Origin of the sequence: Bifidobacterium sp. M0404 (genome assembly GCF_016101415.1) — a bacterium.
GTDB lineage: Bacteria > Actinomycetota > Actinomycetes > Actinomycetales > Bifidobacteriaceae > Bombiscardovia > Bombiscardovia polysaccharolytica.
In genome coordinates, this window is record NZ_JACFQP010000002.1 from 498,156 (window position 1) to 520,292 (window position 22,137).

Annotated in this window: 19 protein-coding genes, 3 tRNA genes and 1 pseudogene; 14 read left to right on the plus strand and 9 right to left on the minus strand. The window is 60.3% G+C overall.

Annotated elements, in window-relative coordinates; translation table 11 throughout:
- Window positions 1-9 precede the first annotated feature (9 nt).
- The 4 genes and pseudogenes from H3T93_RS06200 to H3T93_RS06215 form a co-directional block, all read right to left on the minus strand.
- Window positions 10-420, minus strand: a complete 411-nt coding sequence (locus tag H3T93_RS06200) for an MscL family protein (protein ID WP_411675010.1) — start codon at window positions 418-420, stop codon at window positions 10-12.
- A gap of 718 nt (window positions 421-1,138) precedes the next feature.
- Window positions 1,139-1,477, minus strand: a pseudogene (locus H3T93_RS09325) (SAF domain-containing protein); the annotation flags it as partial.
- 72 nt (window positions 1,478-1,549) lie between these two features.
- Window positions 1,550-1,765, minus strand: a complete 216-nt coding sequence (locus tag H3T93_RS06210) for an FmdB family zinc ribbon protein (protein ID WP_044097723.1) — start codon at window positions 1,763-1,765, stop codon at window positions 1,550-1,552.
- 101 nt (window positions 1,766-1,866) lie between these two features.
- Entirely contained in the window at window positions 1,867-2,544 is a 678-nt protein-coding gene (locus tag H3T93_RS06215) for a 5-formyltetrahydrofolate cyclo-ligase (RefSeq protein WP_186363988.1), read from the minus strand.
- 79 nt (window positions 2,545-2,623) lie between these two features.
- Between H3T93_RS06215 and H3T93_RS06220 the strand changes: the two genes are divergently transcribed.
- From H3T93_RS06220 to rpmG, 13 genes are all read left to right on the plus strand, one after another.
- Complete coding sequence (locus H3T93_RS06220; RefSeq protein ID WP_144178420.1) at window positions 2,624-3,277, plus strand: GNAT family N-acetyltransferase; 654 nt, start codon at window positions 2,624-2,626, stop codon at window positions 3,275-3,277.
- Window positions 3,278-3,389: 112 nt separating this feature from the next.
- Complete coding sequence (locus H3T93_RS06225; protein WP_144178421.1) at window positions 3,390-4,808, plus strand: hypothetical protein; 1,419 nt, start codon at window positions 3,390-3,392, stop codon at window positions 4,806-4,808.
- 178 nt (window positions 4,809-4,986) lie between these two features.
- Window positions 4,987-5,280 carry a co-chaperone GroES gene (groES, locus tag H3T93_RS06230; protein ID WP_015022393.1) on the plus strand — a complete coding sequence of 98 codons (294 nt, stop codon included), beginning with the start codon at window positions 4,987-4,989 and terminating at the stop codon, window positions 5,278-5,280.
- A 120-nt stretch (window positions 5,281-5,400) separates the two neighbouring features.
- On the plus strand, window positions 5,401-6,501 hold the full coding sequence (locus H3T93_RS06235; RefSeq protein ID WP_186363994.1) for a histidinol-phosphate transaminase: 1,101 nt from the start codon (window positions 5,401-5,403) through the stop codon (window positions 6,499-6,501).
- Window positions 6,502-6,681: 180 nt separating this feature from the next.
- The gene (gene nrdI / locus H3T93_RS06240) at window positions 6,682-7,170 is read left to right on the plus strand and encodes a class Ib ribonucleoside-diphosphate reductase assembly flavoprotein NrdI (protein ID WP_110413395.1); all 489 of its coding nucleotides are present in this window, start codon (window positions 6,682-6,684) and stop codon (window positions 7,168-7,170) included.
- A gap of 65 nt (window positions 7,171-7,235) precedes the next feature.
- Complete coding sequence (gene nrdF / locus H3T93_RS06245; RefSeq protein ID WP_046323878.1) at window positions 7,236-8,231, plus strand: class 1b ribonucleoside-diphosphate reductase subunit beta; 996 nt, start codon at window positions 7,236-7,238, stop codon at window positions 8,229-8,231.
- Between the two features lie 175 nt (window positions 8,232-8,406).
- On the plus strand, window positions 8,407-8,904 hold the full coding sequence (nrdI, locus tag H3T93_RS06250; RefSeq protein ID WP_015022389.1) for a class Ib ribonucleoside-diphosphate reductase assembly flavoprotein NrdI: 498 nt from the start codon (window positions 8,407-8,409) through the stop codon (window positions 8,902-8,904).
- A gap of 51 nt (window positions 8,905-8,955) precedes the next feature.
- Window positions 8,956-11,151, plus strand: a complete 2,196-nt coding sequence (gene nrdE, locus H3T93_RS06255; protein WP_144178422.1) for a class 1b ribonucleoside-diphosphate reductase subunit alpha — start codon at window positions 8,956-8,958, stop codon at window positions 11,149-11,151.
- A 170-nt stretch (window positions 11,152-11,321) separates the two neighbouring features.
- Window positions 11,322-12,317, plus strand: coding sequence for a class 1b ribonucleoside-diphosphate reductase subunit beta (gene nrdF / locus H3T93_RS06260; protein ID WP_015022387.1), 996 nt, complete (start codon window positions 11,322-11,324; stop codon window positions 12,315-12,317).
- A 116-nt stretch (window positions 12,318-12,433) separates the two neighbouring features.
- Window positions 12,434-12,515 (plus strand) — tRNA-Tyr (locus tag H3T93_RS06265).
- A 1-nt stretch (window position 12,516) separates the two neighbouring features.
- Window positions 12,517-12,588: transfer RNA gene (locus H3T93_RS06270), tRNA-Thr, on the plus strand.
- A gap of 4 nt (window positions 12,589-12,592) precedes the next feature.
- A tRNA-Met gene (locus H3T93_RS06275) sits at window positions 12,593-12,666 on the plus strand.
- 46 nt (window positions 12,667-12,712) lie between these two features.
- A complete protein-coding gene (gene rpmG / locus H3T93_RS06280; protein ID WP_015022386.1) occupies window positions 12,713-12,880 on the plus strand; it encodes a 50S ribosomal protein L33 in 168 nt (55 codons plus the stop codon).
- Window positions 12,881-13,040: 160 nt separating this feature from the next.
- Here the strand turns inward: rpmG and H3T93_RS06285 are convergent, their stop codons facing one another.
- From H3T93_RS06285 to H3T93_RS06305, 5 genes are all read right to left on the minus strand, one after another.
- On the minus strand, window positions 13,041-14,372 hold the full coding sequence (locus tag H3T93_RS06285; protein WP_144178533.1) for an O-acetylhomoserine aminocarboxypropyltransferase/cysteine synthase family protein: 1,332 nt from the start codon (window positions 14,370-14,372) through the stop codon (window positions 13,041-13,043).
- Window positions 14,373-14,484: 112 nt separating this feature from the next.
- Complete coding sequence (locus tag H3T93_RS06290) at window positions 14,485-16,266, minus strand: ATP-binding cassette domain-containing protein (RefSeq protein WP_144178424.1); 1,782 nt, start codon at window positions 16,264-16,266, stop codon at window positions 14,485-14,487.
- A complete protein-coding gene (locus H3T93_RS06295; protein ID WP_144178426.1) occupies window positions 16,260-18,083 on the minus strand; it encodes an ABC transporter permease in 1,824 nt (607 codons plus the stop codon). The genes H3T93_RS06290 and H3T93_RS06295 overlap by 7 nt, the downstream gene beginning before the upstream one ends.
- A gap of 9 nt (window positions 18,084-18,092) precedes the next feature.
- Complete coding sequence (locus H3T93_RS06300; RefSeq protein ID WP_046323320.1) at window positions 18,093-19,283, minus strand: ABC transporter substrate-binding protein; 1,191 nt, start codon at window positions 19,281-19,283, stop codon at window positions 18,093-18,095.
- Between the two features lie 51 nt (window positions 19,284-19,334).
- Window positions 19,335-20,399, minus strand: a complete 1,065-nt coding sequence (locus H3T93_RS06305) for a uroporphyrinogen decarboxylase family protein (protein WP_144178428.1) — start codon at window positions 20,397-20,399, stop codon at window positions 19,335-19,337.
- Window positions 20,400-20,788: 389 nt separating this feature from the next.
- Here H3T93_RS06305 and H3T93_RS06310 point away from each other — a divergent pair, with 389 nt between their 5' ends.
- Complete coding sequence (locus tag H3T93_RS06310) at window positions 20,789-22,018, plus strand: FAD-binding protein (RefSeq protein ID WP_144178430.1); 1,230 nt, start codon at window positions 20,789-20,791, stop codon at window positions 22,016-22,018.
- Window positions 22,019-22,137: the final 119 nt, after the last annotated feature.

Below are 22,137 nucleotides of genomic sequence, written 5' to 3' on the forward strand. Positions count from 1 at the left end.
CTGCTGGTCCTAATTCTGTTCCGTCGGCAGACCGGTTCCGGCATCTTGACTGTCTGCACCTGTTGACTGGTGGATGTCGGCGGCGATCTGGCGCAACAGCTGCAGGCTCTGGTCCTGGGGGCTGGGTGCGTTGGGCTGGTCCTTGATGCCCGAGGCGGCCCTGCTCAGTTGCCGCAGCTTGTTGATGGGCATAATGATGCAGAAGTAAACAGCGATGGCGATCAAGAGGAAGTTGAGTAGGGCCGTCAGAATGGCACCGAAAGAGATGGTGGCGTTCCGGTAGCTGATGGTAAGGAGCCCCGACAGGTCCGGTTTGCCGAAGATCATGGCGATCAGGGGGCTGATCAGATTGTTGACGATGGCGTTTACCACGCTGGTCACCGCTGAACCCATGACTACGCCCACGGCCATATCCACCATGGATCCGCGCGAGATGAACTGCTTGAATTCGCCCAGCACACCCTTGTTGCTGATCTGCGAGATCTTGTGCACTGCTTCGGCGGTATCCTTGGCCGCCACCTGATTGATCGAGGCCATCCTGCATCCTTCCGTAGCTGATGTAAGGCATGGAGCGCCCATGCCTCCTTCTTCCTCCATTATCGCGGGCGCAGGATGGTTTCGGTTTTCCGACATGATTGGAGGGTGTCGGTGCAGAGGTTCTTTCGGGGCGGATGGCAATGACAGGGGTGGATGGATCCAGCGACAACAAGAGCAGGGCCTGATTGGCATCCAGAGCGAAGACGGACTGGGATCCTTGCCGGACTTGGTCGCCTTCCCGCCCGTCTGGATTGGATTGATTCCTGGGAACGGTCTGTGCTGGTTGTAAAACCAGTGCCTGCTCGGCTATCATGCAGCGTCCGCCACCTGAGGCCTGCCTGGGAGCCGGTGTCTGTACGTCGTTGACTTGTCGACTGTGGGCAAGCCCCGGCACCCTATCGGAACCGGGTTGGTCTCGCTTGGAGGATGGCGGCAGGGAACTGGATTGGGTGGGATGCGGACCGTTGTCGGCCGGGCAGTTCCCCGCGGCTAGCAAACTCACCTGATCGCCGGCCTGCAGGTCTCCCGGATCGTCGGCCAGGTGGACGGTCACTGCGGTGGTCCCGGCCGGCTGTGCCGGTCTGTTGCTGATCATGGCCGTGGTCAGCGGTTGCCCTGTGCGGACGCTGACCATCAGCCTCCGTCCGCGTACTTGCCCAAATGAAGCAATCAGGCCGGGCAGCTGTTCCCTGCCATGCAGGATCCGCGTCCGAACCATGGCAGGCTCGATGGCTGAGCCGCGTGCAATAGGCCGAGCGGCGACCAATACAGACAGGCGGCCCTGCGCCTGGACCAGGATCTGCAGGGCACAGAAGACTGCCAGCCCCAATGCCAGGGCGGCCCCTACGCGCCGTAGCCGAAAAAGCCGCCGTCGGCGAGTCAGGGTGCTGGTGACCGTTGAAGGCTTGTTCTTCTTGGTGAAGATGGGAAAATCGACCATGCCCCCAGCCTGCCAGAATGTTGTCTGGCGTATGGGTCCGCATGGTCGATGTGGTCGAATGTGCCTCTTGGTCTACTTGCTGCTTGTGGAGCTCGAAGAGGAGGAAGATGAGGCTCCGTCGGTCCGGTAGAAGCCATGGCCCTTGAACTCGATAGGCACTGCGGAGAAGACCTTGCGGACCTGCTGCTGCCCGCACTTGGGGCAGATGGTGATGGGTTCGTCGTTGAAAGACTGCTCCTTGGTAAAGTCGTATCCGCAGTTCTTGCAACGATAATGATAGGTGGGCACCGTTCTTTCCCTCCGCTGATGGTCGGTTCGCGCGACGATTGGTTCAACACCCAATATCCTAGTGGTGGCTTCGACCAGAAGAATCGGCACCGGGCCTCTCGTCAGTCTTGTTCATCACCATTATGGTCCGCTCCGGGCCTCCGTGACAGACCTGCGGCTGTGGGCGTGAAACCTTCGGGCGTCAGGACGGCATCCACAGGAAGATCATGGTCCAGATGGGGCAGAGGAGCTTCGACGAATTCGCCGGGCCAGCAGATGCCCACCACTGGTGTCTGTTCAGCGCACAAGGCCAAAGCCCGGTCATACCAGCCGCCGCCCCGACCCAGACGAATGCCGGTATGGTCGATGGCCAGTGCCGGCACCAGGATCAGATCAGCCTGATTCAAAGCCTGAGCTGGCAGTGCCGGCATATCGGGTTCGTCCGGCCGCCAGCCGGGAATCCGCTTCATGCCATCCAGATCATGCTCTGATTGCAGGCATCCCCAGCCTACTTGGGTGCCCGTGCCCAGCATGGGAATGAGCACCTGGTATCCCCGGCCCAGCAGAAGGTCAAGACTGGGGTCCATGGCTATCTCCCCCCGAATGGAGGCAAAGGCGGCCACGGTCAGGCTCTGGTCGCTTCGGGAGCGTTCGACTCTCGGGAGCACATGGTCGGCCAGCAGATAGGCCAGCTTGCGGCCCGCATCCAGGCATTGGGCTTGATCGATGTGCCTTCGGTCTTCAAGCAGCCGGCCACGCCGATCTTGCTTGTCCATATCGATGCGTTCCTGCTCGTTCATGTCCTCAGTTCTACCAGTAGGGGCTCTCTCGGATGGACGCCTGTCTGCTTCAGCTGCCGTTCGGTGAGAACATGGAATCATGTCGGTTCTGCATACCTTCCGTCAGGTCTGGCAGGGTTCCCGGGCCCGCTCGGGCCATGCCCTGAATCTGCCCGATCGTCTGACCCCGCCTCCGGGCCATGGGGACTTCCTGCTGAGACCCATCCGCGATGGTGATCAATCAGCATGGAATGCGGTTCGATGGAGGAATCGTGATTGGCTGGCTCCATGGGAATCGGGGGATCCCCGCCACGGACCTGGCATGACCTATGCCCAGTGGATGCAGGAGCTGGAGCGTGCCAGGCAGGAGGGTACTTCGGCGGTCTTCCTGATGGAGTTTCATCAGAGCATCGTAGGGCAGATTTCCCTAGGCGCCATCCGCTATGGGTCCATGTGCACGGCGGTAGCGGGCTACTGGGTTGACCAGGATTGGATCGGTCACGGATTCGCGCCCCTGGCCTTGGCCATGGTGGCGAATTGGGTCTTCAAGGATAGGAGCGGGCCTCATCTGCACCGTCTGGAGGTGGCGATTCTGCCTGAAAACCAGCGGTCCCTGCGTGTGGTACAAAAGCTGGGCATGGAGCCGGAGGGGCTGCGTCGCAGCTACATGTATGTAAACGGACAGTGGCGGGACCACCTGACCTTTGCCTGGATCAGCGACCAATTCGATCCAGATCTGCTGGCCCGTTTATGAATCCCCGGGGCAGACATGGTCGACACGCTGGGTTTGACTTGCCGCTTGGGGCATACCGTCAACTAACGTAGTACCTATGGTTTATGAATCACTCAGCAGCATCATGGTTTTGGTGATTGCAGTGATTCTGGTGCTGGGTTGGCTGCCGTTTCGCACCGTCAAGGGCATGAAGCGGGCCTCGGAGCATCGCCAGGACAGGCTTTCCACCTCCCTGCACATGGTGGGTCGGGAAGACGGTATGAGGTTCTGCGACAGGCAGTCGAGGACGGTGAAAGGGTTGGTCATGCAGCAAGGGCAGCAGGATGGCAACCGGCTGAGTCAGGCCCAGCGCATCAAGCAGATCAGACAGTTGCGCCGCGCGGCCATACGCCGTCGTCGCATCTTGGTCCTTACCCTGTTGGTCATCACTCTGCTGGTGGCTGGGCTCTCTTTCCTTATAGACTACAGCCCATGGTTCACTTTGATTCCTCTGGCCTTGGTGATAGTGGTGTTGGCCGCCGGCGCACATGCTTCGGCCCAGGCTAGGACTTGGGAGCGCAATTTGGCCCAGCGGCGTGCTAGGCAGCGTCGTCAGCAGGCGACCAGTCTGACTAAGAGCAAGACCTCCGGCAGGCCTGTGCAGGCCAAGAATGAGGGCCGCACGGAAACTGCCACGGATGTGCTTGACCAGGGTGAGATTCGTCAAACGCTGGCTCAGGCCAAGGCTGATCAGCAGGCAGCACTCAAGGCCAGGCAGCACAATTCCACCAAGCCAGCAAAGCCGTCAGCCGGCACCAGCAAGGCTAAGGGTTCGGCCGGGTCCGTAAAGCCGAACGAGAAGACTGTTGCTCAGACCGGACATACCTCGAACAGGCAGCCCGTCACCAAGAAGACCTCTGAACAGACCCCAGCCAAACAAGCGGCTTCTCAACCGGCGGCTTCCAAACCAGCAGCTGCCAAATCTTCAAAGGCCCAAAAGGCTGCCTCCAAATCTGCTGCGCCCAAGTCGCCAATGGACAAATCCGCTGCCTCGAAGTCTGCAGTCCGGCCGACTTCTTCACACTCGATGCCTGCCCAATCCGCCGCTGCCCATTCAGGCAAGTCCGGATCGGTTTCTGCGTCTATCGGCAAAGAGCACCAGGCCTCGTCGGATCAGGCCTCCAAATCCGCGGCATCGTCGTCCTCGGCAAAGGCCCAGGAGGATGCCACCAACGAACTCGAACGCATCAATCCCTCTCCGGCCTTGGATGCTTTCGACATGGCGGCAGGCCAAGATCTGATTTCCTTCTCCCTGGGATCGGCCCGCGGCGAGGAAGCGGACAAGGACGGCAAGAACAACGAAGATGAGGGTCCCCACAGCCTGGAGATCAAGTCAACCCGACAGGTCTCCGTGGCCCGCCCCCCCGAAAAGAAGAAGGCCGATGGGCGGCCCGACGACTTCCATGAGAGGGAGATGCAGGCCCAGGTCGAAGCGCCTGACCGTAGCGAGAACTCCCTATCCATCGGCGTGGAGGCCATATTGGCCCGGCGTCGTCCGTCAGCCAAGTCCTGAGGGGCCAATCGACAATCCACCTTTCACCACCAGCGTTAGCACTCAAGTTGGCAGAGTGCTAATTTCGCGCTAATATGACTTGTAGCGCAAAGGAATGCGTGGTGAGTGTTCGTCAGCCTCTCATCGACGTTCCGGCGTGGGTTCATTGGCTGTTCTCACAAGATGTAGGAGGTCCACAGTGTCGATTTCACTCACACCGTTGGAAGACAAGATCGTCATCAAGCAGGCTGAGGCGGAGACCAAGACCGCTTCCGGGCTGGTCATTCCTGATACCGCCAAGGAGAAGCCCCAGCAGGGCGAGGTGCTGGCGGCAGGCCCCGGCCGTCGTGACGACAAGGGCGAGCGCATCCCCATGGATGTCAAGGTTGGCGACAAGGTTCTGTACTCCAAGTACGGCGGCACCGAGGTCAACTACGGCGGCGAGGACTACCTGATCGTGTCCGCGCGCGACGTTCTGGCCATCCTCAAGTAAAGAGGCGGTGATTAGTGGCCCCTGGTCCTGTGAAAGGACCAGGGGCCACTTGCGTCTTGTCAGGACCGTGCAGCGGACCAGATGCCGCAGAGACATGTGGCGGCCACTAACATGGTGCCCATGTACTATCGTCATCGCGCCAGCATTGATTCCCTTCCCGGATACCGGCAGGGCAGCCCGGCACCAGCCGTTCCCGGGTTGACCAGTTACAAGATCTCAAGCAATGAGAACCCCTATCCGCCCCTGCCCGGCGTGCTTCAGACCGTCTCCGAGCAAGCCCTGGGTCATTTGAACCGCTATCCGGACATGCATGGCACCCGTCTGGTAGAGCGGCTGGCCAAGTTGCACGGGGTCGATCCAGCATGCATTCAGCTGGGATGCGGATCCACTGAGGTCATCACCCAGCTGGTTGACCTGGTGGCCGGTCACGGCGATCAGGTGGTCTATCCCTGGCGCAGTTTCGAGGCCTATCCCATCATCATCACCATGGCCGGTGCCACCGGGGTGCCTGTGCCTCTGGATAAGCAGGGGCGCCATGACATCGAGGCCATGATCGCCGCGGTCAATGACCACACCAGACTGGTCATTGTCAACAATCCCAACAATCCGACTGCGACCAACGTCGATCGCAATCAGGCCGAACGGCTCCTGCAAGCCCTGCCAGCAGACCTGCCGGTGCTCTTCGACGAGGCGTATATACAGTTCAACGACGACCCTGATCGAGCCGATGGATTGACACTTATGCGCGAGCATCCCAATGTGATAGTGGCCCGGACCTTCTCCAAGGCCTATGGACTGGCTGGTCTGCGGATCGGATACGCCGTGGCAGCGGAGCCGATCATTGCCGGCATGAACAAGGTGGCCCTGCCCTTCGGTGTCACCGATGTGGCCCAAACAGCGGCAATGGCCAGCCTGGACGCACAGGATCGCCTTGCCGAACGGGTCCAGGCACTCAAGCAGGAACGGGCCAGGATCCTGGCTGGTTTGCAGGAGCAGGGGTGGAAAATTCCTGAGCCTCGGGCCAACTACTACTGGCTGCCTCTGGGCCAGGCCGCCGCACAGGCTGATCAGCTCTTCCGCGACGCAGGCTTGTCGGTCAGGACCTTCCCCGGCGAGGGCATCCGCATCACTGTGGGGGAGCGGGAAGCCAACGACCGGGTCCTGGAAGTTTGCGCTGATCTGCGTCGGCAGGGTTTACCGCAGGATCCGATTGCTGACTGAAGGCCGCATACTGCCGCGAGTGTAAATGCAAATAATTGCCGTCTCCGTCCTTGTCTGGAATGTCACAGCAAAGGCTGTTTTGCTCCTGTGAGCTTGTGTCGTCTTGGATAAACCTATATATTGTGGTTGGCTGGCCAAGCCTATCCAATATATAGTGTTTACCAAGGAGCAACAGTCACTATGTCCTCAGCAGATGTGGATCGGCACGATCCTCCCGATGGTGCCTCCAAGCTGGTGTACTTCTCCAGCGTCTCCAACAACACCCACCGCTTTGTGCAGCGGCTGGGCGTGGAGGGGCCCATCCGCATCCCCCTGTATGAGCGGCGCCAGCCCATGCCCATTATGGATGCGCCTTACCTTCTGCTGGTGCCCACCTATGGCGGCGGGTCAGCCAAGGGGGCCGTGCCCAAGCAGGTCATCCACTTCCTGAACAATCCGGTCAACCGCGGACTGATCCGCGGAGTCGTCACCTCGGGCAACCGGAACTTCGGCAGCGCCTATTGCGCGGCCGGCCCGCTGATAGCCCGCCGGTGCGGCGTCCCTGAGCTCTATCGATTCGAGCTGCTGGGCACCGCGGAGGATGTACAGGCGGTCAGGGCCATTCTGGTCGGAATGGGAGTGCAGCTCCAGCAGCAGTCGACTGATTCACGAAAGGCGGTTTTGTCATGAGCCAGCAGGAAAGCACCAAAGAGAGCGCAAAGTCAGAGGCCGGCGTCTATGCCGACGACGAGATGATGCGCCAATCCATCACTCCGCCCCAGTACCGGGTCACCCCCGAGGCCAGGATTCGCCCGGTCAACTGGAACAACATCACCGATGAGAAGGATCTGGAGGTCTGGAACCGTCTGGTCTCCAACTTCTGGTTGCCCGAGAAGGTGCCGCTGTCCAACGACATCCCATCCTGGAACACCCTGACCGATCATGAGCGCCAGACCACGGTTCGTGTCTTCACCGGACTGACCATGCTGGACACCACGCAGGCCACCATCGGTGAGCTGGTGCAGATCGATCACGCCCGCACCGAGCAGGAGCAGGCCATCTATACCAACATCGCTTTCATGCAGTCGGTCCATGCCCGCTCCTACTCCTCGGTCTTCTCCACGCTCTGCTCCAGCGAGGAGATCGACAAGGCCTACCGCTGGGCTGTGGCCAACGACGTCCTCCAGGAGCGCGTCCACACGGTCCTGCACGAGTATGTCAGCGAGGATCCCCTGAAGCGCAAGGTGGCCTCCACCATGCTCTCCTCGCTCATGCTCTATGCGGGCTTCTACCTGCCCCTTTACTTCTCCAGCCATGCCAAGCTGATGAATACGGCCGACATGATCCGTCTGATCCTGCGTGACAAGGCCATCCATGGCTATTACTCGGGCTACAAGTATCAGCGGGGTCTTGAGGAGAGGACCCAGGCCGACCAGGCCATGCTGGAGAAGTTCACCAACGATTTGCTGGACAAGCTCTACGACCTGGAGATGGTCTACTCGGGGCAGATCTATGAGGGCTTCCCCTTCGTCGAGGACGTCTTCGCCTTCGTTCGCTACAATGCCAACAAGGCGCTGATGAACCTGGGCTACCCGGCCCGGTTCGCGGCCGACCAGACTGATGTCAGTTCGGAGATCCTGGCGGCCCTGTCGCCATCGGCCAACGAGAACCATGATTTCTTCTCAGGTTCGGGCTCCTCCTACGTCATGGGGCACTCCGAGTCCACTGACGACGACGACTGGGACTTCTAGGCGAGTTGGATCTGCTGTGATATTGGGCACAGAAAACCCTATATATGCTCACCGTTTTTGATATCAATAGCACATATAGTAGTTCAGGCTCGCGCTGGGCGGGTTCTGATCGGTCCGTCTTCAGGGCGGGCATCACCGTCAAGACAGGCTCTGGATGGCCTGATCAGGAGGAAGCATGGAGCAACAGCAGACCGCCGGAACTGATTCGGAGCTCAGCGCTCCCGAGTTCGCCGCCCAGGGTCAGCGCCTGGGGGCCGTGGTCTACTTCTCGTCGGCCTCGCGCAACACCGCCCGGTTCATCGCCAACTGCCATTTGGATGACGAGGGGATTGACGTCTTCCGCATCCCTCTGAGGCCCAAGGATCCACCGCTCAACATTCGGCAGCCCTACATCCTGATTGTCCCCACCTATGGGGGCGGATCAGCCAAGAAGGCGGTCATGCCGCAGATAAAGCGCTTCCTGAACGACCCGGCCAACCGGGCCGGCATCCGCGGGGTCATCGCCTCGGGCAACACCAACTTCGGGGAGGCCTTCTGCATGGCGGGGGACATCATCTCCCGCAAGTGCAATGTGCCTTTCCTCTATTATTTCGAGCTCATGGGCACCAAGGAGGACCAGGAGAAGGTCCGCCGCGGGGTTGTGGATTTCTTCCGCAACCACCCCGAGTCCTGAGCCTATTTCATTACACGCACTATCACTGCAATACTCATGAAAGGACACCCGATGGGAGCAAACGAGGACACGTCCCTGGCCCTGGATAGGACCGCATCCGAGGATGAGGAGACCTTCGATCCGGCTCACGACTACCATGCCCTGAACGCCATGCTGAACCTGTACGATAAGGACGGCAGGATTCAGTTCGACAAGGACCGCGAGGCCGAACGCCAGTACATGGACCGGCACGTACGGCCCAACACCATGACTTTCCCCTCCACGGCCGAGAGGATTGCCTACCTCCTGGATCACGAGTACTACGATCGGAAGGTCTTCGAGAGCTATACCCCTGAGTTCCTGGACAGGATCTACCAGCATGCGGCCGAGAGCGGCTTTGAGTTCGAGACCTTCCTGGGCGCCTTCAAGTTCTATACCTCCTATGCGTTGAAGACCTTCGATGGCAAGCGCTACCTGGAGGACTTCCCCCAGCGCTGTGTGGCCGTGGCCCTGGAGCTGGCCGATGGGGATGAGCAGGCCGCCATGAAGTACACGGATGAGATCATCTCCGGACGCTTCCAGCCCGCCACCCCAACCTTCCTGAACCTGGGCAAGGCCCAGCGCGGCGAGCCGGTCTCCTGCTTCCTGGTGCGCATCGAGGACAACATGGAGTCCATCTCCCGTGGAGTCAACGCCGCCCTGCAGCTGTCCAAGAGGGGCGGCGGCGTGGCTCTGCTGCTCAGCAATCTGCGCGAGATGGGTGCGCCCATCAAACACATCGAGAACCAGTCCAGCGGCGTGGTCCCGGTCATGAAGCTCCTGGAGGACTCCTTCTCCTATGCCAATCAGCTGGGTGCCCGCCAGGGTGCCGGCGCGGTCTACCTGTCGGCCCACCATCCTGACATCATGCGTTTCCTAGACACCAAGCGGGAGAACGCGGACGAGAAGATCCGCATCAAATCCCTGGCCCTGGGCGTGGTCATCCCCGACATCACCTTCGAGCTGGCCAAGCGCAAGGAGCCCATGGCTCTCTTCTCGCCGTACGACGTGGAGCGGGTCTATGGCAAGCCCTTCGCTGACATCCCCATCACCGAGCACTACGAGGAGATGGTCAAGGACAAGCGGATCCACAAGAAGTACATCGATGCCCGTGACTTCTTCATGACCCTGGCCGAGATCCAGTTCGAGTCCGGCTACCCCTACATCCTCTTCGAGGACACGGTCAACAAGGCCAACCCCATCGACGGCCGGATCACCATGTCCAACCTCTGCTCGGAGATTCTGCAGGTCCAGGAGCCCAGCACCTACTCCGAGAATCTGAACTATGAGCATATCGGCCGCGACATCTCATGCAACCTGGGATCCCTCAACATCGCCAAGGCCATGGACGGCGGTCTGGCCGACACGGTAGAAACCTCGGTGCGGGCCCTGACATCCGTCTCTGACCACACCAACATCGAGGCTGTTCCCTCCATCAAGCGGGGCAACGACGAGGGTCATGCCATCGGTCTGGGTCAGATGAACCTCCATGGTTTCCTGGCCCGTGAGGGCATCCACTACGGGTCCGAGGAGGGGCTGGACTTCACCGACATGTACTTCATGACCGTGGCCTACCATGCCTACAGAGCCTCCCATGCCCTGGCCGTGGAGCGGGGGAAGGCCTTCGCCTCCTTCGCCAAGTCCGACTATGCCAAGCCTGCCGGCCAGGGGAACTACTTCGACAAGTACACTGAGGGCAGCCGCTCCCTGGAGCCCAGGACCCAGCGGATCAAGGACCTCTTCGACCAGTACAAGGTCCACATTCCCACGGTGGAGGACTGGAAGGAACTCCAGGCGGCCATCCTCAAGGACGGCATCTACAACCAGAACCTCCAGGCCGTCCCGCCGACCGGGTCCATCTCCTACATCAACCACTCCACCAGCTCCATCCACCCGATTGCCTCCAAAATCGAGATCCGCAAGGAGGGCAAGATCGGGCGCGTCTACTACCCGGCCCCCTACATGACCAACGAGAACCTGGACTACTTCGAGGACGCCTACGAGATTGGCTGGAAGAAGATCGTGGACACCTATGCCGAGGCCACTCAGCATGTGGACCAGGGGCTCTCGCTGACCCTCTTCTTCCCCGACACAGCCACCACCCGCGATCTGAACAAGGCTCAGATCTACGCCTGGCGCAAGGGGATCAAGACCCTCTACTACATCAGGATTCGCCAGCAGGCGCTGGAAGGCACCGAGGTCGAAGGCTGCGTCAGCTGCATGCTTTAAGGCACGTGTCCTAAGGCATATGCAATCCAAGGTCGGTGCCGTCTGTGAGGGCGGCGCCGACCCTTTGGCATCCACGTCCACAGGTCGGGTCCGTGCATGCGGTAGACTGACGGTCCAGTCATGATCCGCTTCGCACTGTCGAACACCTATCCAATAAGGAGCAATCAACCATGGTTCCACCCATTTCCATTCCCCGGCAGCCGCTGAAGCTGATCGATCGGGTCTCCGCCATCAACTGGAACCGTCTGGAGGACGAGAAGGACCTGGAGGTCTGGGACCGTCTGACCGGCAACTTCTGGCTGCCCGAGAAGGTTCCCGTCAGCAATGATCTGCCCTCCTGGCAGGCCATGAGCGAGGAGGAGCACACCCTGACCATGCGGGTCTTCACCGGTCTAACCCTTCTGGACACCATCCAGGGGACCGTGGGCGCCGTCAGCCTGATCCCGGACGCGCTGACCCCCCATGAGGAGGCGGTCTACACCAACATCGCCTTCATGGAGTCGGTCCATGCCAAGTCCTACTCCTCCATCTTCTCTACCCTGGCCTCCACGCCACAGATCGACGCGGCCTTCGAGTGGAGCGAGCACAACGAGTTCCTCCAGCGCAAGGCCCAGATCGTCCTGGACTACTACGAGGGCGACAATCCCCTGAAGCGCAAGGTGGCCTCTACCCTGCTTGAGTCCTTCCTCTTCTACTCGGGCTTCTACCTGCCCATGTACTTCTCCAGCCATGCCAAGCTGACCAACACGGCTGATCTGATTCGCCTGATCATCCGTGATGAGGCCGTGCACGGCTACTACATCGGCTACAAGTACCAGAAGGGGCTGGCCAAGGTCTCCGACTCCGAGCGTCAGGCCATGAGCGACTACACCTATGAGCTCCTGGGCGACCTGTACGACAACGAGGTGGAATACACCGAGAGCCTGTATTCCGGAGTGGGTCTGGTGGAGGACGTCACCAAGTTCCTGCGCTACAACGGCAACAAGGCGCTGATGAACCTGGGCTATCCGGCACTCTTCCCCTCTGACAGCACCGACGTGAATCCGGCCATCATCGCCTCGCTGAGTCCCAACGCCGACGAGAACCACGACTTCTTCTCCGGCTCGGGCTCCTCCTATGTCATGGGCAAGGCTGTGGAGACCGACGACGACGACTGGGATTTCTGACCAGTCTGTCCCGCTCTGACGCGGAAGACACGACGTCGGAGCGGGACTTGCGGAAAATGGAAAAACATGTCATTATAGGCAAGTTGCCGTACGGAGCTCCGGTTCTAGTGCGACATGGCGGATTTCCCAAGCGGTCAAAGGGAGCTGACTGTAAATCAGCCGCGTAATGCTTCAGAGGTTCGAATCCTCTATCCGCCACGCCTCGGTAGCTCAGTGGCAGAGCACTTCCTTGGTAAGGAAGAGGTCGTGAGTCCGATTCTCACCCGAGGCTCTCTGGCGGGGTAGCTCAGCTGGCTAGAGCGTACGACTCATAATCGTAAGGTCAAGAGTTCGAGTCTCTTCCTCGCTACTGTGGCCGACATACGTCGGTCGTGCAACGACTATAGAGGTGAACCATGGCAAAAGCCGCAGATATCCGTCCTGGCATTACGCTGGCGTGCACCGTGTGCAAGGAGCGTAATTACATTACGACCAAGAACCGTCGTAACACTCCTGACCGTCTGGAGCTCAAGAAGTTCTGCCCCCGTTGCGGCAAGCATACCCTGCACCGGGAGACTCGCTGAGTTCTTCCCATCTTTTGGCTTCATCAGGACCCGACCATTTGGTCGGGTCCTTTTTTATACAAAGGGTTCTTCTTTATGCAACTCTGCACATATGCCTGCTCCGTACCATCCGGGATGTGTTGGGGGCAGAATGGGTTTTGTGATGTAGAGGACGCAGCTTTTAGAGCGTGTTCGGATAGGCGGCTGCAAAGGCCTGATCCAGGTCGGCGATCAGGTCATCCGGGTTCTCCAGACCTACGGAGATCCGAATCAGGTCGTCGCCCACACCAGCACTGAGACGGTAGGGGCCCGGAACCTCCCTGTGGGTGATCCTGGCCGGGTCCACAATCAGGGTGCGACAATCGCCGATGTTGGGCATGTAGCTCATGAGACGCACCGAGTCCACGATGCGCTTGACCTGCTCGTAGCCTCCCTGGACCTTGAAGGAGAGGATCGTGCCGACGCCCTTGGGCAGCAGGGTCGATGCCAGGCGGTCCTGCTGGTCTGCATCGCCCTGGTGCCGACCCTCGGGAATGCCCGAGTAGTTGACCTGTTCCACCTGGGGAATGGTCAGCAGATGGCGGGCCAGGATTGCTGCCGTCTTTACCTCGGTGGCGACCCGCTGGGCCAGGGTCTCAAGGCCGGTCAGTTGCAGGTAGGCGGTGAAGGGACTCATGACCGCCCCGAAGGTGTGCAGGTATTTGGTATGGACCCTGTGGAGGAAGGCCATCTTGCCGAAGGCATCCAGAAAGCTGACCATGGACCCGTGCCGCTCATCGCTGATGATCAGCTCGGGCTGGCTCATCTGCGGGAAGCGGCCATTGCCCCAGTCGAACCGTCCCGCATCCACGATGACCCCGCCCAGTGCGTTGCCGTGGCCGCTGATCCCCTTGGTGGTCGAGTGGACGACGATGTCGGCGCCGAAGTCGATTGGGTTGAGCAGGTAGGGGGTGGGCACCGTATTGTCGATGATCAGGGCCAGCCCATGCCGATGGGCCAGGTCGGCCAGGCCGGGGATGTCGGCTATGGCTGTGGACGGATTGGCCACGGACTCGGCGAAGATGGCCCTGGTGTTGTCCTGGATCAGGGATTCCACTGTGTCAAGGTCGTTGATGTCATCCACAAAATCCGTTTCAATGCCGAAGTTGGGAAAGAAGGTCTTCATGGCATCCACCGAGGTTCCATAAAGATCGACCGGGGAAATTAGTCTCCCGCCGCCTTCGGCTGCGCACATAAGGGCTGACGACACGGCGGCCATCCCTGAGGCCATGGCCACAGCCCCCTTGCCCCCCTCCAGGCTGGCCAGGCGATCCTCCAGGACCTTGACTGTGGGGTTGGCCAGGCGTGAGTAGGAGAACCCTTGAATTTCACCGGCGGCCAGAGCATCTCCCCGGTCGGCGGTGACCATGTCAAAAGCGGCCGACTGGTAGATGGGGACGCTGGCCGCGCCTCCGCCTTGGCTTTGACAGTCATAGCCGTCATGGACGGCTTTTGTTGCGAATCCTTTGCTCATGCGGGTGTGTTCCTCTGCTTGTATCCGGTTGGAAATCCTTCCCTGGCCCACTATCGAACCGTCTTTTAGGGTCTCGGGCAAGGCTCCGCCCATAGGTGTTCCTTATTGCCCGCTATCGTGAGGTTGCCTTGCCTAGGTATGCCTGGCGGACACGTTCGTCAGTCAAGAGCTGCTGAGCTGGTCCCTCCAGTCGGATCAGGCCGTTCTGCAGCACGTATCCATAGTCGGCTATGGACAGGGCCAGCTCGGCCTGCTGTTCGACCAAAAGGATGGAGATGCCCAGTTGGTCCCGAAGAGAGGCAATCTGCTCCAGTACTTGATCAACCAGCTTTGGTGAGAGGCCCATAGTCGGTTCGTCCATGCATATCAGCCGAGGATGGCTCATCAGGGCCCTGCCGAAGGCCAGCATCTGCTGCTCGCCTCCTGAAAGGGTGCCGGCCTGTTGCCCACGGCGTTCGGCCAGGCGCGGGAACCGTTCATATATAGCATCCAGATCCTGCTCGATCTGATTGCGTTTCCCTTGAGTGTAGGCGCCCATGCGCAGGTTCTCCTCCACGCTCATGGCCGCGAAGACCCTTCTTGCCTCCGGAACTGAGGCGATTCCGGAACGGACCCGATCCTTGGTGCGGGTGTGGGTGATTTCCCGTCCATCCAAACGGATGGTCCCCTCCTTTGGAGCCAGCAGGCCCAGGATGGTCTTCATGGTTGTGGACTTGCCAGAAGCGTTTCCACCCAGAAGCGAGACGATGCCGCCTTGGGGAATGCGAAGACTGACATGGTCCAAGGCCTTGACCGGGCCATAGCTCACATCGATGGTATCCAGAGAGAGCAGGGTTCGGTCCCCTTCGACGGCTGGCTTCCCCTCGATATCATCGTGCGCCTCAGCTTTGGCTCTCAGGCCGGTTTCTGCGCCGCCGTGATCCTGGCTATTGATCTGTTCTGCAACGGTGGCCGGAGCCAGGGCGTTCTGCCGAGCCAGGACATTCGCTTGTCCACTCATGGGGGCATCGTTGCGGGGTCTGCGGTCGCCCAGGTATGCGGTGATGACCCGGGGGTCGGCACTGACCTGCCTGGGAAGTCCGGAGGCGATGATCCGGCCGCCGTCCATGGCGATGACCTGGTCGCAAAGCGCTTCGATCAGGTCGATCTTGTGCTCGACCAGAAGCATGGTCTGACCTTGGGCCTTGAGCTCCAGGAGCTGTTGCAGCACCTCGGCCGTTTCCGACTGGTTCATCCCTGCGGTGGGTTCGTCCAAGACCAGGATGTCGGGGGAACTGACGTGGGCTCTGGCGATTTCGGTGCGGCGCCTGTTGGCGTAGGACAGGGTGTAGGCGGCCTGGGTGCGATGCTCCTCCAGGCGCTCGCTGAATCTGTCGATCTCGGACTGGACGGCCTTGCGTTCGACGACCGCTTCTCTGCGACAGGCAGGACCGGGCACCAGCGTCAGCCAGGTCTGCGTCAGCAGGGGGATCCATCGCAGGATGGGCCACCTCTCCAGACGGCGAAAGGGCCTGCGTGCTTCCAGGCGCCTATGGAATCCTACGGCCACGTTCTCCTCAACGCTCATGGTCGGGAAGACCCTGCCGTTCTGGAAGGTGCGGGACACCCCCTGCTCGGCCATGTCCGTAGCGGACAGGCCGGTCACGGTGCGTCCCCTCAGGCTGATCTGGCCCGAGTCGGGCTTGAGAAAGCCGCAGATCAGGTTGATGGTCGTGGACTTTCCTGATCCGTTGGGGCCGATAATGCCTATTACCTGGCCGGATGCCAGATCCATGTTCACATCGGCCACCGCCTGCAGTCCCTGGAAGCTCTTGCCTAGATTCCGCACGCTGAGCAGGGGTTGATCGGGATTGTCGCGTGCGGGTTCGGGACTATGCTGACTGCCTGTCACCATGCCCTCCTTTTGGTTGAGAACAGGCCTTGTGGTCTGCAGATGATGAAGATGATCAGGACGAGTCCGTAGGCCATGATTCTCACCTCGGGCAGGATGCGCAGCAGTTCAGGGGCGCCTACCAGGATCAGGGAGCCGATCACGGCTCCGGTCGGGGACTTCATCCCACCCAGGACGATGATGGTCAGAATCAGGGTCGACATGGTCGGATTGAAGAGGGTCGGGTCGATATAGGTGTACTGGTGTGCCAGCAGGGCTCCTGCGATACCTGCCGACCCGCATGCCAGGGCGTAGGCCAGCGCCTTGTAGGCCCCTGTCCTGATCCCCAGGGACCAGGCCGCTTGTCCGTCCTCGCCGATGGCTTCGAAGACGTGGCCCAGATGTGAGGACCTGATCCGGGAGGTCACTGCAAGAACCAGAAGAAGGATGACCAGATCCAGCAAATACTGCATCTGCTGGGTATAGAGCGGCTTGCCCAGGAAGGTCGGCAAAGGAATGCCCTGCAGACCCAGGGAACCTCTTGTCAGAGGCTCCCAGATGCGGATGATGGCGACCATGACTGCTCCCACTCCTATGGTGGCGATAGCCACATAGTGGCCACTGAGCTTCCATACTGGGAATGTCAGCAGGGATGCAGCCAGGGCGGCAATGATGGCAGCTCCCAGCAGGGAAAGGGTGAAGGGCCAGTGCATGCGCATGGTCAGCAGGGCCGAGGCATAAGCTCCCACGGCCACAGGTCCTGCCAGTCCTAGGATGGTCTGACCGGCCGAGCCCGAGATCAGCGTCAGACCCACTGCAGCAATGGCATAAATGGTCACCTGGGTCCCGATGCCGGCCAGGTGGTCGGAGAAAATGAAGGGAGTGGCCAGAGCGGCTGCTGCAAGGCCGAGGTTGGCCCAAAACGGCAGTCGGATGGGTCTGGCGGCTTCCGGGAGGGTTCCGGTCATGGGCTCCTTGCCCATGTCCGCCTTGCGCCCCAGGAATCCTGAGGGCTTGAGGATCAGAACCAGCAGAAGGGTGCCGAAGGTTATCAGGTCGTGCACACCATCGCCCAAGAGTCCTACTCCGATGGCTTCAGCCAAACCCAGCACCAGGCCCCCGATGATGGCTCCGGGGATAGAGCCCAGTCCGCCGATGGCAGCGGCCACGAATGCTGTCATGCCGATGGCGCTGCCATCCATGGGGTTGATGTTCGTCTTGAACAGGCCGATGAAAATTCCTGCGATGCCCGCCAGAATCGACCCGATGACGAAAGCTATGGTGCGAATGGAGGTGACCGGCACTCCCATTTGCAATGCAGCCTGGGAATCCTGGGATGTGGCCCTGATGGCCTGGCCGGTCCTGCCATAGGTCAAGAAGGCCCAGAGCGCAACCATGCTGGCCAGGGCGACAAGACCCATGACCAAGTCGGAGGTGCCGAAGCTGATGCCCAGCGCATGAAGGTTATGGGTGGGCAGCAACTGGGGGAAGGCCCTGGTCTGGGAGCCGAAGATCAGCTGCATCCCGTTGTCCAGCACCTGCCCTACGCCCACAGTTCCCAAGAGCGCGGCGATCGGTTGTCGACCTTCCAGCGGAGTGATGACCAGGAGGTTGGTAACCAGGCCGACAAGGCCTGTGACCAGAACGACGGCCAGAATGGTGGGGATGAGTCCCCAACCCAGGGAGGAGCCCACCCACCAGGCCGTCATCATGCCAACCGCCACCAGTGACCCTTGTGCGAAGTTGGCCACATTGGTCACTCCGAAGACCAGGGACATGCCCACGGCGGCCAGGGCGTATACGCCGCCGTGGATGAATCCGGAAAAAAGCGTCTCGACCATGATCGTTGCTTACTTCTCGATCTGTTTGAATTTGCCCTGATCCACCTGAAGGAGGATGGGCTGGATCACATCCGCCCGCCGGTTTTTGGCATTGAACTTGAAGGTGCCGCCCTGGCCTTGATAGAGCGGGAAGTCTTTGACCTTGGTCAGGGCCTCCTGAATGCCCTGCCTGGTGGGGCTGGTCTTTTCACCCGCGTGGGCCAGGTCCATGATGGCCTGGTAGGCCGTGACTTCGAAGTTGCCGGGGACGATGTGGTACCGGTCCTCGAAGCTCTTGACGAAGGCCTTGGCCTTGGGATCCTTGGTGCCGGTTGCCGAGAAAGTCCCGGTGATGATGGTTCCTTGGGAGTTTGCCCCCGTCAAGGAGAGGAACTCCTTGGTCTCCTGGCCTCCGAAGAAGGGTCCCTTGTAGTCCAGCTTGTCGCGGAGGGTATTGAGAACCAATGCCCCGTCTGGTCCATAGCCGATGTCCACCACAGCATCAGGGCCAGCGTTCTTGGCCGGAATCAGTATTGGTGTCAGATCAGTGGAATCAGGCAGGTAGGAGGACTGGTAAATGATCTGCACCCCTTGTTTGTCAGCGGCGTCTTTGAAGTGTTGGAATGATTCCTTCCCCCAGTCGTTTTCCAGATAGACGACGGAGACCTTCTTCGCTCGTTTGGATATCGCCTCGGCGTTGACTTCCTGGTAGGTCTTATCTGATATCTGGGGCGTCCAGACATGATCGCCGGATTTCGTGAACACCGGGGAGGAGTTATTGAAGCCGTAATGGACCAGTCCGGCCTGCTGGAAGATGGGCGATGCAGCCGATGATGCTGGCGAAGAGTAGTCGCCCACAACGGCGATGACCGACTTGTCGGCAGCGATCTTGGGGGCGACAGCGGCATCCTGCTTGGCATCTGATTGAGTGTCGTAGTAATCGATGTCCAGGCGTTTGCCCTGTATTCCGCCCTTCTTGTTGATCTGGTCCTTGGCCAGGTCGAAGCCCTGCTGGAACATCTTTCCGTACTCGGCGTAGAGACCGGTCTTAGGGTAAATGGCAGCGATGGTCACATGGTCCGACGATCCTGCGGAGGAGCCCTTGTCGCCCCCCAATCCGCAGGCCGACAGCGCCCCGGCCATGGCCATGGTGATCATGAGGGCAACCATTGCCCTGATGGTGCCGTGATGCTGATGGTGCTGCTTTGAGGTAATGGCCATGATGTCTCCCTTGGGGTTTGGCGGTGGATGTCGGTGGGATTGTTTGTGGTTTCAGAGTTCCTTGGAGGCCCGGGTTCCGCTCAGAACGCGCAGGGCCTCCTCGTCGGCGGGCGTCGGGATGGTGCATGAAGGTGCCAGGAGGAAGGGACGGCCTTGGCGGGCACGGATGGTCTGGTCCAGTTCCTCGCGGATCTGGTTCACGTCGCCGCCTGGGTTGAAGAGTTCGAAGTCGGCTCCGCCTACGGGGACGGCAGGAAAGTCGGTGCTGATTTCAGGATTGCCAGGGCGGAACTGATCCCAGTGGAGAAAATCAGGATTCAGGTCGGTGAATTCTTCAGGGTGTGCATCCTCCCGGCAGGTATGCACCAGGACCAGGGCATCCGGATTGGCTTGTCTGACCGCCTGGATCACGATCCGATCGTAGGGCTTGGCCCATTCCTCCAGTTGCGGCTGGTCGAAGTAGCCATGGCTGGCCAGACCGGTCTCGGCGAAGAAGATGCCGTCCAGGCCGGCCCCGCCCTGCTCTTTAGGGTTGACCAGCAGTGTTGCGTAATCGGCAAGGGTTCGGGCGATGTCGTCCAGCGCTGACTTGGCCGCCTCGGGCTGGTCGAAGATCAGCGTCTGTCTGTTCAGATCCCTGTCGTTCTCTTGCACAGAGCCCTGCTCATCGGGATAGAGGGGAAGATCAGCCAGCAGAAGGAGGACCGAGAGCGGGGAGAAGACAGTGTCGATAACTGCTCGGTCCTCCAGGCCGTCTCGGATGGTCCTGGCGGCCTGGATCTGCTCTTGGAGGATCTTATTGGTTTCGGGGTCGCGGTAGTCGATGCGGGCGATGTCCCCTGCATCCTGGATGGCTGCACGGACGGTGTGCGGGACCAGCCAATCATAGTGGTCCTTGTCGTAGACTGCGTCCCAGACCTCGGCATAATATATGGCCCTCGGATTGATCTTGACCCAGTCCCAATCCCACTTGCGGACGAAGTCCAAGGTGGCTGCGGCAAAATTCTCGGCACCGTATTCGTGTCCGATGTGGTGCTGCCAGGCCGAGGTCAGCCAGGCTTGGTTCCCCTGGCCATGGGCTATCTGGTGGAACTGGGTTCGGCTGTCTTCTGTCATTGCATTCTCATTTCCTGGTGCGTGTCCTGTGGACGCCCGATCAGGTGTCCACGTATTCCCGGTGCTCTTCGTCCGGAAACCGGGCTTTGGAGATTCCCCTTTCCAAAGCTCTTGTCACATAAAACCCCCAGGTAGCAGGCCGGTCAACGACCCGGCATATAGGTAATATCTATCGCCGCTAATCGTCCCTTGGCCCTGCACGGGTCTTGCGAAAGCTATAGGAAAATCTGATAGCGGTGGGTCAGACTGGACTTTGCAGCCGTCTGGATGCGGTCTTGCTTCACTCTCTGATCATGGCTGATTGGTTGTTGCCAAGGGCGGTAGGCAGTCCCGGCATTGCGTCTGCCCGGGAGAAGCCCTCATAAGGGGACGATGATACAGTGAATTGCATGTCTGACGTATCCTCCAGAGACACCATTCCGACCTTTGCTGATATCACCACTGTGGGCATAGGCGGGAGCATGGCCGCCTTTGTTCAGCCCCGAAGCCGTGTGGGCTTGATCGAGGCTGTGGAGGGCGCGGATTCCAAGGGGCTGCCCCTCTGCCTGATTGGCGGAGGATCCAATCTGCTTGCCTCTGACCAGGACTTTCCCGGCGTGGTTGTGCGTGACACCCGTCAGGACATCAGCGTTCCCGACGAGGTGGCTCCGCCTGAGGGCGGCGTTCCCGTCGTTCACATCAACGCCACGGCCGGAACCAACTGGGATGATTTGGTCTCATACTGCGTGCGCATGCACCTGATCGGGGTGGAGGGCCTATCCGGCATCCCCGGTACTGTCGGGGCCTCGGTGGTCCAGAACATCGGCGCCTACGGCCAGGAGGTCGGGCGTCTTGTCGACTCGGTCGAGGTCTGGGACCGCCAGGACAAAATAACTGCCTATCTGCGGGCCTCGGATCTGGTTTTCGGATACAGGACCTCCCTGCTCAAGCAGACCATGTACCAGGCGCCGGCTGTGCCCGACACGCGGTTCTTCCCTACGCCGCGTTACGTTGTTCTTTCGGTCACCCTGGTCCTGCGGCACGGATCAGAAGCTCGGGTGGGTTCGGCCCAGCTGGCCAAGGCTCTGGGCGTGGAGCCCGGAGCAACCCTGCCTCTGGAGCGGATTCGACAGGCGGTCCTGACCGTCAGAGCAGGCAAGGGGATGCTGGAGGATCCCTACCGGTACCTGACTGATTGGATGGGGTCCTGCCGCCGAACCTCCGACCTGGAAGAGGCACTGGAGGCAGTCCAGGGTGACCTTCACGGCCCTAGGGGCGAGCGGGCGCTGCTTGACCGTCATAGCTGCGGGAGTTTCTTCACCAATCCGATCATCAGTCGTGAGGCCGCGGATGCCCTGCCGGCGGATGCCCCTCGCTACCCTGTCGAAGACTCAGCCTTGGTCAAGACCTCAGCAGCTTGGCTGATTGATCATTCAGGTTTCCACAAGGGATTCGCTTTGGAGCAGGGGTCGGCTGCTGCCCTGTCTGACGTGCACACACTGGCCTTGACCAACCGCGGGGGTGCCGGATCAGACGACATGGTGGCCCTGGCCCGTGCCATCCAGAAAGGCGTGGATTCCACCTTCGGCATCCGACTGATTCCCGAACCGGTCACCCCGGGTATCAATTTGGCCTGGTAGCCCCTGCTTCAAGCTTCGTTTTTCAGACCCTCAGATCAATGCAAAGATCTGAGGGTCCGTTTTTTAATAATGCCGGGACCAGCAACAGCTGGCAACATATTCCTCCGCCATCCGTCTAT

What these genes read in the sequence shown, in the direction of transcription:
- H3T93_RS06200 (WP_411675010.1), bottom strand. Translation starts at nt 420, where the DNA reads ATGGTGGATATGGCCGTGGGCGTAGTCATGGGTTCAGCGGTGACCAGC.
- H3T93_RS06215 (WP_186363988.1), bottom strand. Translation starts at nt 2,544, where the DNA reads ATGAACGAGCAGGAACGCATCGATATGGACAAGCAAGATCGGCGTGGC.
- H3T93_RS06220 (WP_144178420.1), top strand. Translation starts at nt 2,624, where the DNA reads ATGTCGGTTCTGCATACCTTCCGTCAGGTCTGGCAGGGTTCCCGGGCC.
- H3T93_RS06235 (WP_186363994.1), top strand. Translation starts at nt 5,401, where the DNA reads ATGTACTATCGTCATCGCGCCAGCATTGATTCCCTTCCCGGATACCGG.
- nrdI (WP_110413395.1), top strand. Translation starts at nt 6,682, where the DNA reads ATGTCCTCAGCAGATGTGGATCGGCACGATCCTCCCGATGGTGCCTCC.
- nrdF (WP_046323878.1), top strand. Translation starts at nt 7,236, where the DNA reads ATGCGCCAATCCATCACTCCGCCCCAGTACCGGGTCACCCCCGAGGCC.
- nrdI (WP_015022389.1), top strand. Translation starts at nt 8,407, where the DNA reads ATGGAGCAACAGCAGACCGCCGGAACTGATTCGGAGCTCAGCGCTCCC.
- nrdE (WP_144178422.1), top strand. Translation starts at nt 8,956, where the DNA reads ATGGGAGCAAACGAGGACACGTCCCTGGCCCTGGATAGGACCGCATCC.
- nrdF (WP_015022387.1), top strand. Translation starts at nt 11,322, where the DNA reads ATGGTTCCACCCATTTCCATTCCCCGGCAGCCGCTGAAGCTGATCGAT.
- rpmG (WP_015022386.1), top strand. Translation starts at nt 12,713, where the DNA reads ATGGCAAAAGCCGCAGATATCCGTCCTGGCATTACGCTGGCGTGCACC.
- H3T93_RS06285 (WP_144178533.1), bottom strand. Translation starts at nt 14,372, where the DNA reads ATGAGCAAAGGATTCGCAACAAAAGCCGTCCATGACGGCTATGACTGT.
- H3T93_RS06290 (WP_144178424.1), bottom strand. Translation starts at nt 16,266, where the DNA reads ATGGTGACAGGCAGTCAGCATAGTCCCGAACCCGCACGCGACAATCCC.
- H3T93_RS06295 (WP_144178426.1), bottom strand. Translation starts at nt 18,083, where the DNA reads ATGGTCGAGACGCTTTTTTCCGGATTCATCCACGGCGGCGTATACGCC.
- H3T93_RS06300 (WP_046323320.1), bottom strand. Translation starts at nt 19,283, where the DNA reads ATGGCCATTACCTCAAAGCAGCACCATCAGCATCACGGCACCATCAGG.
- H3T93_RS06305 (WP_144178428.1), bottom strand. Translation starts at nt 20,399, where the DNA reads ATGACAGAAGACAGCCGAACCCAGTTCCACCAGATAGCCCATGGCCAG.
- H3T93_RS06310 (WP_144178430.1), top strand. Translation starts at nt 20,789, where the DNA reads ATGTCTGACGTATCCTCCAGAGACACCATTCCGACCTTTGCTGATATC.